At 73.7% G+C, this 17045-nt stretch carries 13 protein-coding genes and 2 tRNA genes; 10 read left to right on the top strand and 5 right to left on the bottom strand.

Translation table 11 applies throughout. The features are described 5' to 3' along the window. The first annotated feature begins 49 nt into the window (after positions 1-49). A tRNA-Val gene (locus tag ACIF6F_RS18115) sits at positions 50-121 on the top strand. 56 nt (positions 122-177) lie between these two features. Here ACIF6F_RS18115 and ACIF6F_RS18110 read toward each other — a convergent pair. Beyond that, positions 178-2601 carry an SCO7613 C-terminal domain-containing membrane protein gene (locus ACIF6F_RS18110; protein ID WP_399947594.1) on the bottom strand — a complete coding sequence of 808 codons (2424 nt, stop codon included), beginning with the start codon at positions 2599-2601 and terminating at the stop codon, positions 178-180. A gap of 167 nt (positions 2602-2768) precedes the next feature. Here ACIF6F_RS18110 and ACIF6F_RS18105 point away from each other — a divergent pair, with 167 nt between their 5' ends. Both ACIF6F_RS18105 and ACIF6F_RS18100 read left to right on the top strand, forming a co-directional pair. After that, a complete protein-coding gene (locus ACIF6F_RS18105; RefSeq protein WP_399947592.1) occupies positions 2769-3230 on the top strand; it encodes an SRPBCC family protein in 462 nt (153 codons plus the stop codon). A gap of 52 nt (positions 3231-3282) precedes the next feature. Then, positions 3283-3354: transfer RNA gene (locus tag ACIF6F_RS18100), tRNA-Val, on the top strand. A gap of 160 nt (positions 3355-3514) precedes the next feature. On the opposite strand, the gene ACIF6F_RS18095 is transcribed toward ACIF6F_RS18100, so the two are convergent. Further along, entirely contained in the window at positions 3515-4240 is a 726-nt protein-coding gene (locus tag ACIF6F_RS18095) for a 3'-5' exonuclease (protein ID WP_399947590.1), read from the bottom strand. A gap of 198 nt (positions 4241-4438) precedes the next feature. Between ACIF6F_RS18095 and ACIF6F_RS18090 the strand changes: the two genes are divergently transcribed. The 3 genes from ACIF6F_RS18090 (at position 4439) to thrS (ending at position 8296) form a co-directional block, all read left to right on the top strand. Then, complete coding sequence (locus ACIF6F_RS18090) at positions 4439-4984, top strand: DUF4365 domain-containing protein (protein ID WP_399947589.1); 546 nt, start codon at positions 4439-4441, stop codon at positions 4982-4984. Further along, on the top strand, positions 4984-6189 hold the full coding sequence (locus tag ACIF6F_RS18085) for a hypothetical protein (protein ID WP_399947587.1): 1206 nt from the start codon (positions 4984-4986) through the stop codon (positions 6187-6189). Before ACIF6F_RS18090 ends, ACIF6F_RS18085 begins: the two co-directional genes overlap by 1 nt. 130 nt (positions 6190-6319) lie before the next feature. Continuing rightward, the gene (thrS, locus tag ACIF6F_RS18080; RefSeq protein ID WP_399947585.1) at positions 6320-8296 is read left to right on the top strand and encodes a threonine--tRNA ligase; all 1977 of its coding nucleotides are present in this window, start codon (positions 6320-6322) and stop codon (positions 8294-8296) included. Between the two features lie 50 nt (positions 8297-8346). On the opposite strand, the gene ACIF6F_RS18075 is transcribed toward thrS, so the two are convergent. After that, positions 8347-9009, bottom strand: a complete 663-nt coding sequence (locus ACIF6F_RS18075; protein ID WP_399947583.1) for a potassium channel family protein — start codon at positions 9007-9009, stop codon at positions 8347-8349. Positions 9010-9076: 67 nt separating this feature from the next. Between ACIF6F_RS18075 and ACIF6F_RS18070 the strand changes: the two genes are divergently transcribed. Further along, the gene (locus ACIF6F_RS18070; protein ID WP_399947581.1) at positions 9077-9637 is read left to right on the top strand and encodes an HIT family protein; all 561 of its coding nucleotides are present in this window, start codon (positions 9077-9079) and stop codon (positions 9635-9637) included. Between the two features lie 104 nt (positions 9638-9741). On the opposite strand, the gene ACIF6F_RS18065 is transcribed toward ACIF6F_RS18070, so the two are convergent. Beyond that, positions 9742-11400 carry a hypothetical protein gene (locus ACIF6F_RS18065; RefSeq protein ID WP_399947580.1) on the bottom strand — a complete coding sequence of 553 codons (1659 nt, stop codon included), beginning with the start codon at positions 11398-11400 and terminating at the stop codon, positions 9742-9744. Between the two features lie 197 nt (positions 11401-11597). Then, positions 11598-13796, bottom strand: a complete 2199-nt coding sequence (locus ACIF6F_RS18060) for an elongation factor G-like protein EF-G2 (protein ID WP_399947578.1) — start codon at positions 13794-13796, stop codon at positions 11598-11600. A 251-nt stretch (positions 13797-14047) separates the two neighbouring features. Here ACIF6F_RS18060 and pgsA point away from each other — a divergent pair, with 251 nt between their 5' ends. From pgsA to ACIF6F_RS18045, 3 genes are read left to right on the top strand one after another with little or no spacing between them, the layout of a single operon-like run. Continuing rightward, on the top strand, positions 14048-14776 hold the full coding sequence (gene pgsA / locus ACIF6F_RS18055) for a phosphatidylinositol phosphate synthase (RefSeq protein WP_399947576.1): 729 nt from the start codon (positions 14048-14050) through the stop codon (positions 14774-14776). After that, entirely contained in the window at positions 14773-15678 is a 906-nt protein-coding gene (locus ACIF6F_RS18050) for a phosphatidylinositol mannoside acyltransferase (protein ID WP_399947575.1), read from the top strand. Before pgsA ends, ACIF6F_RS18050 begins: the two co-directional genes overlap by 4 nt. Beyond that, positions 15675-16835 (top strand): glycosyltransferase family 4 protein, encoded by a 1161-nt coding sequence (locus ACIF6F_RS18045; protein ID WP_399947573.1) that lies wholly within the window; start codon positions 15675-15677, stop codon positions 16833-16835. Before ACIF6F_RS18050 ends, ACIF6F_RS18045 begins: the two co-directional genes overlap by 4 nt. Positions 16836-17045 lie beyond the last annotated feature (210 nt).

Raw genomic sequence — 17045 nt, 5'->3', positions numbered from 1 at the left:
CCGTGGTCCCGGGCACCCTCTGACATGCGGTAATGTTTGAGGTGCGCCGGGGCGATTAGCTCAGCGGGAGAGCACTTCGTTCACACCGAAGGGGTCACTGGTTCGATCCCAGTATCGCCCACCCGGACCGAAGGCCCGGAGACTCGTGAGAGTCTCCGGGCCTTCGGCGTTCCCGCGTCACTTCATGCGGCCCAGCGCCTCACGGACCCGCCGCGCGTCCCGCAGGCGCCGCTCGTACGTGGCACCCACCGCCAGCAGCAGCACCCCGGCCAGCGCCGGCGGCATCCAGCGCGGCAGCGCGTCCGCGACCTGTACGACGTACGGCGCCAGCTCGTGCAGCGCGTCCAGGGCCAGCACCGCGCCGCCCAGCAGCAGCGGCGCCCGCAGCTTGTACCGCGCCCCCAGCAGCGTCACCACCAGGGCGGCCACCCCGAGCAGCAGCGGCCGCAGCCAGTGGGCGTCGCCCCACGCGGCGACCAGGCTCGGCACCAGCGTCGCGGCCAGTCCGGGCCCGTACGCCGTCCAGGACCCCGCCTCGGGGTCGCGCCGGCGCCGCAGCAGGCCCACCACCAGCGCGGGCACCGTCACCGGCAGGGTGTACGCCTCCGGCACGGTCACCCCGGACGCCGCCAGCCGCACCCAGGCGGCCAGCAGGAAGAGCGCCCCCGCCGCGTACCCCGCCGGCCGCCGGTCGGCCCGTACGGCCGTCCCCGCGCAGACCACCCCGAGCAGCGCCAGCACCAGGGCCAGCACCGGCAGGTCCGGCAGTGCCAGCGCCACGGCAAGCGCCCCCGCGCCCGCACCGGCCGCCTCGAACGGCACCCGTACCGGGCGCGCCGCCGGCGCCACCGCGGCCAGGGCGACCATCACGGGCACCGCCAGCACCAGCAGCGCGGTCGAGTGGGCCGGCAGGTCGAAGGCCCGGCCCAGGGCGAGCAGCAGCCCGGTGGCGTAGCCGACGGACAGCACCGCGGCCGCCGACCGCGCCCACACCGGCCCCCGGCCCGCGAAGGCGGCGGCGGCGAACAGCGCCAGGAAGGCCCCCAGCACCGCGAAGGTGCCCGGCTTCCCCGCCAGCGACAGCACCGACGCGCTCGCCGCACCGGCCACCGCGCACACCCCCGCGGCCACGGACCGCCCGAGCGCCCCCGCCACCGGCCCACCGGCCCACAGGGCGTACCCCACGGCCACGGCGGTCAGCAGCACCTGACAGCCGAGCACCACCGGGTGGGCCGACGGCAGCACCGCGGAGGCCGTGAAGAGGGCCGCCCAGACCAGGACGACCACCGCCGTCCCCGCCTCGGCCCGGCGCCGCACCCAGGGCCCGGCCATGCCCGCCACCACGAGCAGCACCACCGGCGCGGCCTGCATCCCCACCACCCGGACGTCGGAGGACACCGGCACCCGGCCCGCCCACACGCCGCCCCACACCTCGGCCGGCAGCGCCAGCGCCAGCAGCACCGCGGGCAGCGCCGACAGCGCGCCCAGCACCGCCACGCCCGCCCCGGCACCGGCCAGCCCGCGCCGCACCCCCGCGCGCACCCCGGCCACCCGCAGGAACAGCAGCAGCGGCACCGCACAGACCAGGTACGGCAACACCGCCCAGCCGTCCGGCAGCGCCGCCCGCGGCACCCCGCCGAGCGCCGCCACCGCGGCAGCGCCCGCCAGACCGGCCAGCGGCACCGCGCCCTGCTCCGGCACCCGGAACGCCACGGCCAGCGCCAGCACCGCGCCGCCCAGCAGCAGCGCGCCCGGTGCCACCGCCGCCGCGGGGTCACCGGCCGCCAGCGACAGCCACAGCGCGCCCAGCAGCGCCCAGCCACCCGTCGCCGCCCCGGCCACCGCCGCGAGCACCCGCACGAACCGGTCCCGCCACCACAGCGCCACCGCCGCGTCCAGCACCGCCGTCCCCAGCAGCGCCCAGCCCACGGCCTGCGCCGGAGCCCCGGCCGCCACCGCGCCCAGCGGCAGCGGCAGCTGGGCCGTCACCAGCGCCACCGGCACCGGCAGCCGCAGCGCGCCCAGGGCCAGCCCGTAGGCCGTCCACAGCGCGGCCAGCACCGCCGCCGCACCCGCCGTGTACGCCGTGCCGTCCGTACCCGGCAGCGCCACCGCGTACAGCGCGTACGCGTCCAGCACCGTCAGAGCCAGCCCCAGCCCCGCCACCGACTCGGCCGTCGACCGCAGCCCGCGGCGCAGCAGCGCCACCGGTGCCGCCAGTGCCGCGGCCGTCACCACGCCCAGCACCGCGGCCCGGCCGCCGATGCCCATGGAGCCCCAGCTCACCACCGTGAACGCGAACGCGGCGATGGTCAGCAGCACCGCGCCCAGCGTCAGCAGCACGTTCTGGGCACTCGGCCCGGACATGTCACGCGCCGGACCGGCGGCCGGCGGCGCCTGCCACCCGGGGAAGGGCGCGGCCGGGGCGGCCGGCGCCGTCAGCACCGAGACCAGCCAGGCCCGGCGGGCCAGCAGCTGCGCGCGGCGCGCGTCGAGCTGCACCAGCTCCCGGTCGAGCAGGACGAGCTCCTCGGCGGGCGGCGGTACGCCGGGCCCGGGCGGCCCCTGGGGCGGCGGCATGTGCGGCGGAACGTTTTCCATGCCCCGGAGTGTGGCGCCGGTCACCCGGCGGGAACATGGGTGCGGATACTCAGATTTCCGCGGGGACGCGCGTGAGTACGGGTGGGGGCGGCCCGCGGAAGCCGGGGGAGTGGGGGAAAGGCGGCCGCGGGCGAGTACCGGGCCCGCCCGGCGCGCAGACTCCCCCTATGGACTGGTGCCGCTACCGCTTCCGGAGCGTGTGGGAGCTCCCCGCGCCGCCCGGCCGGGTCTTCGCCGTACTCGCGGAGCCCGGGCGGTACCCCGAGTGGTGGCCGCAGGTCCGCCGGGTGGCCCCGGGCGGGGCGGGCACCGGCACCGCGCGCTTCCGCTCCCTCCTCCCGTACGACCTGGTCGTCACCGCCTCGGAGCGGCGCAACGACCCCGGGGCCGGCGTGCTGGAGGTCGCGATGAGCGGGGACCTCGACGGCTGGGTGCGGTGGACCGTACGCCCCGGCCCGGGCGGCGGCACACAGGCCGTCCACGAGCAGGAGGTCGTGGTGCGCAAGCCCCTGATGAGGTGGCTCGCGGTGCCCGGCCGGCCGGCCTTCCGCGCCAACCACGCCCTGATGATGCGCGCCGGACGGCGCGGACTGACGCGCTTCCTGGCGGAGGGCGGGGACGCTGCCTGAGGACCGGGTTTTGAACCACCCGCCCGTGCCCTGTATGGTTCAACTCGTTCCCGGGCGATTAGCTCAGCGGGAGAGCACTTCGTTCACACCGAAGGGGTCACTGGTTCGATCCCAGTATCGCCCACCGGGAGAGGCCGGTCCGTCACCAGACGGACCGGCCTCAACTCTTTTCCGGGGTACGCCGGTTCCGCGGGTACCCCGGTCCCGCGGGTACCCCGGTCCCGCGGGTACGCGGGTTCCGCACCTCCGGCGGCACGCCGGCTCCCCCGCGGCGCGCGCCCGGCTCACGCCGCCGCCGGCACCTCCGGGCGCAGCGGCCAGTGCGGGTCCACCGCCTCCTCCGAGCCGTTCCGCGCGAACCACGCCTGGAGCCCCCGGGCCTGCGCCGCGTGCCACACCGCCTGCAGGGCGTGCAGCTCCGCCGGGCTCAGCCGCTCCAGCCGCGCCGCGAACCTGCGCCCCACCGCCCGGACCACCTCCAGCGACGCCACCGCGTCCGCCGCCGCGTCGTGCGCGCCCTCCAGCGCTATGCCGTAGTGCGCGCACAGGTCCGTCAGTGTCCGCCGCCCCTTGCGGTAACGGTCCAGGTGCTTGTCCAGCACCCGCGGATCCAGCACCGTCAGCGGCCGGCTGTCGAGGTACCGCGACAGCGACGACGCCCGGTGCCTGCGCAACTCCCGGTCCAGCAGCGTCAGATCGAAGGGGGCGTTCATCACCACCAGCGGGCGGCCGGCCGCCGTCTGCTCCGCCAGGGCGCGGGCTATCTCCTCCACCACCGGCGCCGGCCACCGGCCGTTGCGCTGCAGGTGGCCATCGGTCAGACCGTGCACCTCGGTGGCCTCGCGGGGCACCGGGATGCCCGGGTTGACCAGCCAGCGGGTGGCCCGGACCCGGCCCCCCGCACACTCCTGGACCACCACCGCCGCGGAGACGATGCGGTCCTGCTCGACGTCCACCCCGGTGGTCTCGGTGTCAAATGCGGCCAGCGGCCCCTCGTACCAGCGCGTCATGTCCGAACTCCTCGTCCCCGATCGGCAGATGGCGCGCGCCTTCGATCCGGCCACCCCTGCCCGAGAGCGTGATACCCGTGGCCCCGGCGCCGTACGCCGTTTGCGGCACGCCCGTCGCGGAGACAACACCGGTGGGGGACCGTACACCTGAACGGTCGTCATGGACCGGCTGACACGACCCGGAAGGCACGGGGAGCCATGGCGCTCGTACAACCCGAGCGGACGGAGCCGCTGCGGGGCAACCTCGCCACCACCGCCTGCATGGAGACCCTCCAGGTGGGCTATCTGCACGCCGTCGCCGCGGCGGCGGGCTGCTCGCTGTCCCAGCCGTTCCCGGACAACGGCATCGACTGGCACGTCAGCCACGGATCCGACGGCCACACCGTCGACGACGAGGTCACCATCAAGGTCCAGCTCAAGGCGACCTACCAGGTGGCCCCCCGTCCGCCGGGGCCGAGCTTCGGCTTCACCCTCGACAACGACCACCTGGTCAAGCTCGCCCGCACCCCCGTCGCCGTGCACAAGATCCTCGTCGTGATGCTCGTCCCCCGGTCCCGCGGGGACTGGATCGGCGCCGGGCACGACGCCCTCGGGCTGCGGCACTGCTGCTACTGGACCAACCTGGCCGGACACCCCGTCACCGGCCGGAGCAGGACCACCGTCAGGATCCCCACCACCCGGATCTTCGACGACCGCGCGCTCTGCGAGATCATGACCCGGGTCGGGGTCGGAGGGAGACCTTGATGCACTGGACGCACCACGACACCCCGCCCCACCCCGCCGCCGCGCCCCGCCGGCCGGCCGCCGCGGACGTCGACCCGACCGTGCTGGGCGCCCTGCTGCACCGGCACGGCTGGCAGCGCAGGGGCGGGGCCGCCGGGAAGTACGGCCGCTGGACGCCGCCCGGCGCCGGCCCCGGCGGCACCAGCCTGCTGGTGCCCGAGAGCACCGGCTTCCCGGACAGCGAGGACCTGCTCGGCGAGGCCCTCACCGCCCTGTCGCACAGCGCCCTGCCCGGCGCCCGCGAGGTGCTCTACGGGCTCACCGTGCCCAGCGACGAGGTGCGCTGGTGGCGGGAGGTCCCGCCCGGGCTGCGCGAGGAGTCCTCCTGGGCCGCCCATGAACAGCTGCGGAACGCCGCGCACCGGCTGCTGCTCGCCGGGGCGCTGGCCGACCGGGCACGGGCCGGGTACCACGGGGCGCGGCACCGGGCGCAGGCCGAGCGGGCCCTGGAGGGGGTGCTGGTCGGGCCCTCGCCCGGCGGATCGCGGCTGACCGCCTTCGTGCCGGTGGACGGCGGCCGGGGCACGGTGATCCGGCTCCACCACGCGCTGCACGCGGCACGGGAGGCCGTCGACTACCGGCGGGCCACGGGAGGGATGGAGGCGTTCGACGCGGCGGTCGAGGCGGGCGTGAGCCGCGAGCTGGCCGAGGCGCTGATCGCCCTGGTGCGCGGCACGGAGGGGGCGCGGGTGGCGCTGGCCTGGGCGCCGGCGGCCGGGACCCCCGCCGGGTGCGCGGTGCGGCCCGAGCCCGTGGAGTTCTCGCCGGGGGACCTCCCGGTGCTGCGGGAGGCGGGGGAGCGGTACACGCGGGACGAGCCGGCCGTGCCGGTGCGGATCGCGGGCACGGTGGTGCGGATGCGGCGCGCGTCCGCGCGGGGCGGCGGGAGCGTACGGTTGCGGGTGCTGGCCGGGGCGGAGGTGCCGTACGTCCGTGCCGCGCTCGACGAGGAGGCGTACCAGGTCGCGGGCCACGCGCACCTGGCCGGGCTGCCCGTGCGGCTGTCCGGGCGGCTCCAGCGCCGGGGCGGGTTCCGGCGGCTCACCGACGCCCGCGACGTGGCTCCCGTACCGCTGGACGAGGTGGAGCGGGACCGGCTGATGAAGTCGCTCCAGGGCAGCGGGGACGGCGTGGACTTCCTGGCGGAGGCGTGCGACGAGGACTGACGGCGGGACCCGGGGTTAACCGTTTCGCGGGCGGGCCGCTCGGCTCGGTACGATTCAGGCGCGCAGTGACCACTGTCGCGATCTCCCCGGGCACTCGCCCGGGAGGTGCCCCCAGAGTCAGGAGAGACCGGTGTCAGACGTCCGTGTGATCATCCAACGCGATTCCGAGCGGGAAGAGCGCGTGGTGACCACGGGCACTACTGCGGCGGACCTCTTCCCCGGCGAGCGCACCGTGATCGCCGCGCGCGTGGCCGGCGAGCTCAAGGACCTCTCGTACGAGCCCGCGGACGGCGAGACCGTCGAGCCGGTGGAGATCTCCTCCGAGGACGGCCTGAACATCCTGCGCCACTCGACCGCGCACGTCATGGCGCAGGCCGTGCAGGAGCTGTTCCCCGAGGCCAAGCTGGGCATCGGCCCGCCGGTCCGGGACGGCTTCTACTACGACTTCGACGTGGCCAAGCCCTTCACCCCCGATGACCTCAAGGCCATCGAGAAGAAGATGCAGGAGATCCAGAAGCGCGGCCAGCGCTTCTCCCGCCGTGTGGTCACCGACGAGGCCGCCCGCGAGGAGCTCGCCGACGAGCCGTACAAGCTGGAGCTCATCGGCATCAAGGGCTCGGCCTCCACCGACGACGGCGCGAACGTCGAGGTGGGCGCCGGCGAGCTGACCATCTACGACAACCTGGACGCCAAGACCGGCGAGCTGTGCTGGAAGGACCTCTGCCGCGGTCCCCACCTGCCCACCACCCGGAACATCCCGGCGTTCAAGCTGATGCGCAACGCCGCCGCCTACTGGCGCGGCAGCGAGAAGAACCCGATGCTCCAGCGCATCTACGGCACCGCGTGGCCGTCGAAGGAGGAGCTGAAGGCCCACCTCGACTTCCTCGCCGAGGCCGAGAAGCGCGACCACCGCAAGCTCGGCAACGAGCTGGACCTCTTCTCCATCCCGGACGAGATCGGCTCCGGCCTCGCCGTCTTCCACCCGCGCGGCGGCATCATCCGCCGGACCCTGGAGGACTACTCGCGCCGCCGGCACGAGGAAGAGGGCTACGAGTTCGTCTACTCGCCGCACGCCACCAAGGGCGCGCTCTTCGAGAAGAGCGGCCACCTGGACTGGTACGCGGAGGGCATGTACCCCCCCATGCAGCTCGACGGTGGTACCGACTACTACCTCAAGCCCATGAACTGCCCGATGCACAACCTGATCTTCGACGCGCGCGGGCGTTCGTACCGTGAACTGCCGCTGCGCCTCTTCGAGTTCGGCACCGTGTACCGGTACGAGAAGTCCGGCGTCGTGCACGGCCTGACCCGGGCCCGCGGCTTCACCCAGGACGACGCGCACATCTACTGCACCCGTGAGCAGATGGCGGACGAACTGGACCGGGCCCTCACCTTCGTGCTGGACCTGCTGCGCGACTACGGCCTGACCGACTTCTACCTGGAGCTGTCCACCAAGGACGAGACCAAGTTCGTCGGCTCGGACGAGGCCTGGGAGGAGGCCACCGCGGTCCTCCGGCAGGTCGCCGAGAAGCAGGGCCTCCCGCTGACCCCCGACCCGGGCGGCGCGGCCTTCTACGGCCCGAAGATCTCGGTGCAGGCGCGCGACGCCATCGGCCGCACCTGGCAGATGTCGACCGTGCAGCTGGACTTCAACCTGCCGGAGCGCTTCGACCTGGAGTACACCGCGGCGGACGGCTCGCGCCAGCGGCCCGTCATGATCCACCGCGCGCTGTTCGGCTCCATCGAGCGGTTCTTCGCGGTGCTGCTGGAGCACTACGCGGGTGCCATGCCGCCGTGGCTGGCGCCGGTGCAGGCGGTCGGCATCCCGATCGGCGACGCGCACGTCGAGTACCTGCAGGAGTTCGCCGCCGAGGCGAAGAAGAAGGGCCTGCGGGTCGAGGTGGACGCCTCCTCCGACCGCATGCAGAAGAAGATCCGCAACCACCAGAAGCTCAAGGTCCCGTTCATGATCATCGTCGGTGACGAGGACATGGCCGCGGGCACCGTCTCCTTCCGCTACCGCGACGGTTCGCAGGAGAACGGCATCCCGAAGGACGAGGCGCTGGCCAAGCTGGTCAAGGTCGTCGAGGACCGCGTCCAGGTCTGAGGCTTCGAGGACTGAACCCCGCCGCGCGCGGGGCCGGACCCCCGGGGAGATCACTCCCCGGGGGTCTTCTCGTCCTCCCTGGTGAACACCTGGAGCAGCCAGGACGAGAAGGAGCCGGTCACCGCGCCGAGCAGGGCCAGGCCGCCGAACATCAGGCCCGCCGCGACCGTACGGCCGACCGGGGTCACCGGCACCACGTCCCCGTACCCGACGGTGGTCAGCGTGGTGCACACCCACCAGATCGAGTCGCCGAAGGTGACGATGGACGCACCGGGCGCCAGGTGCTCGTGGTCGTACACCGTCAGCGCCCCCGAGAACCCCAGCAGCACGGCGGAGAGGCTCGCGTACGCGATCACCCGGGCGTGCAGGCCCAGGCGCGGCTTGTCCCGCCGCTTCTGGAGCACGTTGTACATCCGCACCATGCGCAGCGGGCGCAGCAGCGGCAGGATCAGCACGAGGGTGTCCAGCAGGTGCGTGCGGGCGAAGTGCAGCGGGCGCCGGCCGCTGATCCTCAGCCGCACCAGGTAGTCGGTGCCGAAGCAGGCCCAGGCGCCGAGGGTCACCGCGAGACCGGCGTCCCGCAGGCCCTGGTCCGAGTCGGGCACCAGTACGCGGACCGCGTAGCCGGCGATGAAGGCCAGGGAGATGAGGAACAGGGGCAGCTCGGTACGGCTCTCCCAGCGCTCCAGGCGGGGATCGGCTACAGGGTCCATCCGGACAGGATCGCCGCAGGCCGGCCGGTGTGCGCCCCGGCGACACGCCGCGCGGGGGCGAAGCCATATGCTGCATGGCATGACGACTGAGCCGGAGCAGCAGATCGGTGTCGGGGTGCAGGACGCGTTCCAGCGGCTGTGGACGCCCCACCGGATGGCGTACATCCAGGGCGAGAACAAGCCCACCGGCCCGGAGGCGGGCGACGGCTGTCCGTTCTGCGGGATCCCGGACATGACCGATTCGGACGGCCTGGTCGTGGCGCGGGGCCGGCACGTCTACGCGGTGCTCAACCTCTACCCGTACAACGGCGGGCACCTGATGGTGGTCCCGTACCGGCACGTTGCCGACTACACCGACCTGGACGGTCCGGAGACCGCGGAGCTCGCCGACCTGACCAAGCGGGCCATGGTCGCGCTGCGGAAGGCCTCGGGCGCCCACGGTTTCAACATCGGCATGAACCAGGGCGCGGCGGCCGGTGCCGGCATCGCCGCCCACCTGCACCAGCACATCGTGCCGCGCTGGGGCGGGGACACGAACTTCATGCCGGTGGTGGGGCACACCAAGGTGCTGCCGCAGCTGCTGGCGGACACCCGCGCGATGCTGGCGGACGCCTGGCCGACCGACTGACGCCGCCCGGCCGAGCGGCCGGCCCCGGCCGCCGGCCCGGTGCCGGACGCGAGGGGGCCCGTACGGATCGCCGTACGGGCCCCCTCGCACAGGTGCGCGGCGCGCTACGCGTCGTACAGGTCCGCCTTGCGCGGGGACGGGTCCTGGACCAGGCCGCTGACGATCATCGAGCGGTTGGTGAAGCGCTCGGTGTCCACGCCGTTCTCCTCCAGCACCTTCATCGCGGCGGAGTGCACCACCCGCAGCACCGGGGTCGCGGCGCGCATCGCGTCGTCGGCCATGAAGCGGTGGCGCCAGGGCTGGGCGGCCCAGACGTGGCGGACGCCGAACGGCTCGGGCAGGACGATCTTGCCGCCGAGGAAGTTCAGCACCGGCGGGTACCAGCTGAGCAGGGCGCGGACGCTGAGCCTGACCACCTCGTTGGTGTCGCAGAGCGGCTCGACGACCTCGACGGTCTCCCAGAACCGGATGCTCTTGGGAACCTCGTGGGTCTTCGGCGCGGACTTGGTGGTGAACAGGCCGTGGACCGGGCCCAGGGCGTGGCCGGTGACCTCCACGCGCAGGGTCTGGTAGAGCACGGTGACGGTGACCAGCATGGTGAGCACCAACTGGCCGTCCCAGAGGGTGAACTGGACGCCGAGGTAGTGGCGGTTGCCGCTGCCGAACTGCTGCTCGTTGCAGATCCGCGTTATCTCCTGGCCGGTGATCTGGAAGCTGTCGGCGCCCTCGCCGGACGGCCGGGTCACCTCCTTGGCGCCCTCGCCGACCGGGCTGACGATCCAGTGCTTGACGGAGGGGGCGGGGAAACCGCCGGTGTGCAGGGGACCGCGGTCGAGCTGGGTGAGCTGCTTCTCGATCATGCGGATGACGTCCCAGCTGCGGAACGGGTGGATCTCCGTGCCGGCGGTGCGGGGGGCCAGTTCCTCGGCCAGCTGCCAGCTGCCCCACCGGGTGCCCATGCCGAGTATCCCCTTGGGGCCGGCGTAGAAGACCGAGTTGCTGCGGTCCTCGGCAGTGAGCCTCGCCAGCTGGCGGCGCAGTTCCTCGGCCGCGGTCTCGTCGGGGTTGCCGGGCACCGCCTCGGGGATCTTGGCGCCGATGCCGCCCCCGGAGAGCAGGCCGTCCCAGCGGGCCCGCATGTCCTTGGCGGTGGACTCGCAGATACGGCGGGCCAGCGGCCAGCCGACGGCGGGGGCGATCACCATGGCGCGGAGGTAGTAGCCCCAGAAGCCGGTGAACGGCAGCCGGAACATGGCCACGGCGGCGACGATGCCGATGCCCACGAGGACGGCGGTGCCCATCCAGGTGGCCTTCCGGTCGCCCTCCTTGCCCGCGAGGGTCTTGCGGAGCTGGAAGAGGCCGAGCCACAGCAGGAGGCCGGGCAGGAAGACCACGCCGCACACGAACATGATCATGCGGAGTTTGGCGTCGCGCTCCTTGCGGATGCGGGAGGCGGCCAGGCAGTGCTCGACCACGGTCTGCGGTTCGGCCCCGAAGGACTGGACGAGGGGCTTCCGCTTGGCGCCGAGCATCCGGGCCTCGACCGCGGTGCAGAAGGCCTCGCCCAGGTTGGGCTTGAAGAGCGAGAGCTTGCCCGCCTTCACGTCGGTCTTGTACCAGTCGTTGTCGGCCTTCTGGATCTCGTCCACGGGGCTGTCGCGGTACGCCGCCGAGGCGAGGGCGTTCGTCGCCGCGGTCTGGCCGCCCGCGCCCTGGAGCGGGACCTGTGCTCCGGGACTGAAGTCGAAAAGATCGTCCGCCACCGCTGCCCCCATCACGCGCGCTTGACCCCGCCCGCCGTGCCCGGGCGGTGCCCCCTACCTTGCGGCTGTTCCCCGTGGTCACACCCGGCACACTTCGTGACGAAGCCTATCCGCCAGGTGTACCACCCCGGAACGGGACCCGGAAATGCCGCCCGCCGCAAGTGAGTTGGGCGGGCGGCTCCGGACGGCACGACCGACTACGCTCCCTTCCGGGCCTCTTCGCGCATCTTGTCCGCCAACTGCTGCGGCATGGGCTCGTGCCGGGCGTACGCGCGGTCGAAGCGGCCGGTGCCGTGGGAGACCGAGCGCAGCTCCACCGCGTACCGGTCGATCTCGATCTCGGGGATCTCGGCGCGTACGAGCGTCCGGCCGGGGCCGGCCTGTTCGGTGCCGACGACCCGGCCGCGCCGGCTGGACAGGTCACTCATGACCGGGCCGACGTACTCGTCGGGGATCAGCACGGACAGCTCCGCGACCGGTTCCAGCAGGTGGATCCGGGCCTCCGCGGCCGCTTCGCGCAGGGCGAGCGCGCCGGCGGTCTGGAAGGCGGCGTCGGAGGAGTCCACCGAGTGCGCCTTGCCGTCGACCAGGGTGATCCGTACGTCGACCAGCGGGTACCCGGCGGCCAGTCCCTTGGCGGCCTGGGCGCGCACCCCCTTCTCGACGGACGGGATGAACTGCCGCGGCACGGCGCCGCCCACCACCTTGTCGACGAACTCGATCCCGCTGCCGGGCGGCAGCGGCTCGACCTCGATCTCGCAGATGGCGTACTGGCCGTGGCCGCCGGACTGCTTGACGTGGCGGCCGCGCCCGGCGGCCCTGGTGCCGAAGGTCTCCCGGAGCGAGACCTTGTGGGGCACGGCGTCGACGTGGACGCCGTACCGGGTGCGCAGGCGCTCCAGCGCGACGTCCATGTGGGCCTCGCCCAGGCACCACAGGACCACCTGGTGGGTGTGCTTGTTCTGCTCCAGCCGCATGGTCGGGTCCTCGGCGACCAGCCGGGCCAGGCCCTGGGACAGCTTGTCCTCGTCGGCCTTGCTGTGCGCTTGGATGGCGAGGGGGAGCAGCGGGTCGGGCATCACCCAGGGCTCCATCAGGAGCGGGTCGTCCTTCGAGGAGAGGGTGTCGCCGGTCTCCGCGCGGGTGAGCTTGGCCACGCAGGCGAGGTCACCGGCGATGGCCCTGCCCAGGGTGCGCTGGGCCTTGCCGAAGGGGGAGGAGAGGGCGCCGACCCGCTCGTCGACGTCGTGGTCCTCGTGGCCGCGGTCCTTCAGGCCGTGGCCGGAGACGTGCACGGTCTCGTCGGGGCGCAGGGTGCCGGAGAAGACGCGTACGAGCGAGACGCGGCCCACGTAGGGGTCGGAGGAGGTCTTGACGACCTCGGCGACGAGCGGGCCGGCGGGATCGCAGGTGACGGCGGGGCGCGCCCTGCCCTGGGGGGTGGTGACGGCGAGTTCCGGCCGTTCCTCGGGGGTGGGGAAGCCGCCGGTGATCAGTTCGAGGAGTTCCACGGTGCCCAGGCCCTGGCGGGCGCCGTCGGTGGCGGGCGCGGCCATCAGCACGGGGTGGAAGGTGCCGCGGGCGACGGCCCGCTCCAGGTCGTCGACCAGCGTTTTCAGGTCGATCTCCGCGCCGCCGAGGTAGCGGTCCATGAGGCCCTCGTCCTCGCTCTCGGCGATGACGGCCTCGATGAGCCGGTTGCGCGCGTCCGCGATCAGGGCCAGTTCGTCCGGCTCCGGGTCGCGCTCGCGGCGTTCGCCCGAGGTGTAGTCGTACACGCGCTGGGAGAGCAGGCCGAGCAGGCCGTGGACGGGCGCGTGGCCGTCGGGGCCCGGGGGGCCGTGGAGGGGGAGGTAGAGCGGGGTGACGGCGTCGGGGTCGTCCGCGCCGAAGATCTCGCCGCAGACCGCGGTCATCTGGGCGTAGTCGGCCCGGGATGCCTCCAAATGGGTGACGACGATGGCCCGGGGCATGCCGACGGCGGCGCACTCCTCCCAGACCATGCGGGTGGCGCCGTCGACGCCGTCCGAGGCCGAGACGACGAAAAGGGCCGCGTCCGCTGCCCGCAGACCGGCCCTGAGTTCCCCGACGAAGTCGGCGTATCCGGGGGTGTCCAGAAGGTTGATCTTGATGCCGCCCCATTCGACCGGGACGAGCGAGAGCTGTACGGACCGCTGCTGGCGGTGTTCGATCTCGTCGTAGTCCGAGACCGTGCCGCCGTCCTCGACCCGTCCGGCCCGGTTGACCGCTCCGGCGGTCAGCGCGAGCGCTTCGACCAGGGTCGTCTTCCCGGCACCGCTGTGGCCGACCAGCACCACGTTCCGGATGTCGGAGGGCCGGTCGGCCGTCAGTGCCCTGCCGGCGGCCCCGGGCTGTTGGTTCGCCTTGTCGCCCATGGTTGCCTTGCCTCCCTGTTCCTTGCACGGCGAGGAGGGTGTGAGCGCGGACCCAGGGGAGGCGCGAGGGGAATCGACGGCTCCGGCGACGCCCGCGGTCCTTCGAGCTTTGCACCCGTGTCACGGTGCGTCCATACGTCGTACCCGACGCGAACCGGTGGGTGCGAGGGGGTGAACACGCCACCCCTGGCTACGATGGGCCAGCCGGTGGCCGCTGTGGCCGCGCGGCCCAGCGACCCTCCGGGAAGGCCATGCTGAACAAGTACGCGCGTGCATTCTTCACGCGTGTCCTCACACCGTTCGCCGCGTTTCTGCTCCGCCGGGGGGTGAGCCCGGACGCGGTCACCCTCATCGGCACCGCCGGTGTGGTGGCGGGTGCGCTGGTCTTCTTCCCCCGGGGCGACTTCTTCTGGGGCACGATCACGATCACCCTGTTCGTCTTCTCCGACCTGGTCGACGGGAACATGGCGCGGCAGGCCGGCGTGTCCAGCCGGTGGGGCGCCTTCCTCGACTCGACCCTGGACCGGGTCGCCGACGCGGCGATCTTCGGCGGCCTGGCGCTCTGGTACGCGGGCGGCGGGCACGACAACGTGCTGTGCGCCGTGGCGATCTTCTGCCTGGCGAGCGGCCAGGTGGTCTCGTACACCAAGGCGCGCGGCGAGTCGATCGGGCTGCCCGTGGCCGTGAACGGCATGGTCGAGCGGGCGGAGCGGCTGGTCATCACGCTGGTGGCGGCCGGTCTGTCGGGCCTCCAGACCTTCGGGGTGCCCGGCTGGATCGGCGTGCTGCTGCCAGTGGCGCTCTGGGTGGTGGCGGTCGGCTCGCTCGTCACGCTGGTGCAGCGCGTGGTGACCGTGCGGCGGGAGTCGGCGGAGGCGGACGCGGCCGAGCGCTCCCGTACCGCGGGGGACGGCGGGGCCGGGGACGGCTCCCGTACCGCCGGAAACGGCGCCCACCCGGCCGGGGACGGTGCCGCGTGAACCTGCGCGACCGGCTGACGGACGGGGTGTACGGGCTCGGCTGGAGCACCGTGAAGAAGCTGCCGGAGCCCGCGGCGACCGGGCTGGGGCGGCGCATCGCCGACTTCGCCTGGCGTCGGCGCGGCAAGAGCGTCCTGCGGCTGGAGTCGAACCTGGCCCGGGTGGTGCCCGGGGCGGACGCCGAGCGGCTGCGCGAGCTGTCGCGGGCCGGCATGCGCTCGTACATGCGCTACTGGATGGAGTCCTTCCGGCTCCCGGCCTGGGACGCCGAGCGGGTCCGGGAGACCGTGGAGATCAAGGACGACCACATCCTGCGGGAGGCGCTCGCCTCCGGACGCGGTGTCGTCATCGCCCTGCCGCACCTGGCCAACTGGGACCTCGCCGGCGCCTGGGTCACCACGTACCTCGGAGTGCCCTTCACCACCGTCGCGGAGCGGCTCAAGCCCGAGTCGCTGTACGACCGGTTCGTCGCCTACCGCGAGAGCCTGGGCATGGAGGTGCTCCCGCACAGCGGCGGCGCGGCCTTCGGGGCGCTGGCCCGGCGGCTGCGCTCGGGCGGCCTGATCTGCCTGGTCGCGGACCGGGATCTGTCCTCCTCGGGCGTCGAGGTGGACTTCTTCGGCGCCGCGGCCCGGATGCCGGCGGGGCCCGCGCTGCTGGCGCAGCAGACCGGGGCCGTCCTGCTGCCGGTGACGCTCTGGTACGACGGGGCGGCCATGCGCGGCCGCATCCACCCGGCGGTCGAGGTACCCGAGGAGGGCACCCGGCCCGCGAAGACGGCGACGATGACGCAGGCGCTGGCCGACGCCTTCGCCTCCGGCATCGGCGAGCACCCGGAGGACTGGCACATGCTCCAGCGGCTGTGGCTGGACGACCTCGAACCGCGGGGGGACCGCGCGTGAAGATCGGCATCGTCTGCCCGTACTCCTGGGACGTACCGGGCGGGGTCCAGTTCCACATCCGGGACCTGGCCGAGCACCTGATCCGGCTGGGCCACGAGGTCTCCGTCCTCGCGCCCGCGGACGACGACACCCCGCTGCCGCCGTACGTGGTCTCCGCGGGGCGGGCCGTGCCGGTGCCCTACAACGGCTCCGTGGCGCGGCTGAACTTCGGCTTCCTGTCCGCGGCGCGGGTGCGGAGGTGGCTGCACGACGGCACCTTCGACGTGATCCACATCCACGAGCCGGCCTCGCCCTCGCTCGGCCTGCTCGCCTGCTGGGCGGCGCAGGGGCCGATCGTGGCCACCTTCCACACCTCGAACCCGCGCTCCCGGGCGATGATCGCCGCGTACCCGATCCTCCAGCCGGCGCTGGAGAAGATCAGCGCCCGCATCGCCGTGAGCGAGTACGCGCGGCGCACGCTGGTGGAGCACCTCGGCGGCGACGCGGTGGTCATCCCCAACGGCGTCGACGTCGGCTTCTTCGAGAAGGCGGAGCCGAACCCGGAGTGGAGCGGCCGGACCCTGGGCTTCATCGGCCGCATCGACGAGCCGCGCAAGGGGCTGCCGGTGCTGATGGCGGCGTTCCCGGAGATCGCGGCGGCCTGCCCGGACGTACGGCTGCTCGTGGCGGGCCGGGGCGACGAGGAGGAGGCGGTGGCGACGCTGCCGGCCGAACTCCGCTCGAAGGTCACCTTCCTGGGCATGGTCTCGGACGAGGACAAGGCGCGGCTGCTGCGCAGCGTGGACGTGTACGTGGCGCCCAACACCGGCGGCGAGAGTTTCGGGATCATCCTGGTCGAGGCCCTCTCGGCGGGGGCTCCGGTGCTGGCCTCGGACCTGGACGCGTTCGCGCAGGTGCTGGACCAGGGCGCGGCGGGCGACCTCTTCACGAACGAGGACCCGGCGTCGCTGGCCCGCGGCGCGGTGCGGCTGCTGGAGGACCCGGCCCGCCGCGCGGAGCTGAGCGCCCGGGGCTCGGCGCACGTGAAGCGCTTCGACTGGTCGACGGTGGGGGCGGACATCCTGGCGGTCTACGAAACGGTCACGGACGGGGCGGCCTCGGTCGCCACCGACGAACGGGTCCCCCTCCGCACGAGGTGGGGCCTGACCCGGGACTAGGGGGTGTTGCGAAAGTCCCGCACGGCGCCCACGGCGCCCGGCACGCACTCTCGCCGCACCGGCCAAAGCCCCGAGTACGCCCAGTACGAGGGCCTTCGTCCGGCACGCCGAGAGCACGCACCGGACACCGCGGGCACCACACAGGACTTTCGCAACACCCCCTAGGCCGCGTCTTTCGGATCGGGCCGGATCAGCCCCGCCCCCGAGGGC

This window comes from Streptomyces sp. NPDC086023 (assembly GCF_044540325.1).
GTDB lineage: Bacteria > Actinomycetota > Actinomycetes > Streptomycetales > Streptomycetaceae > Streptomyces.
This window is presented reverse-complemented; position numbering and strand designations above follow the sequence as displayed.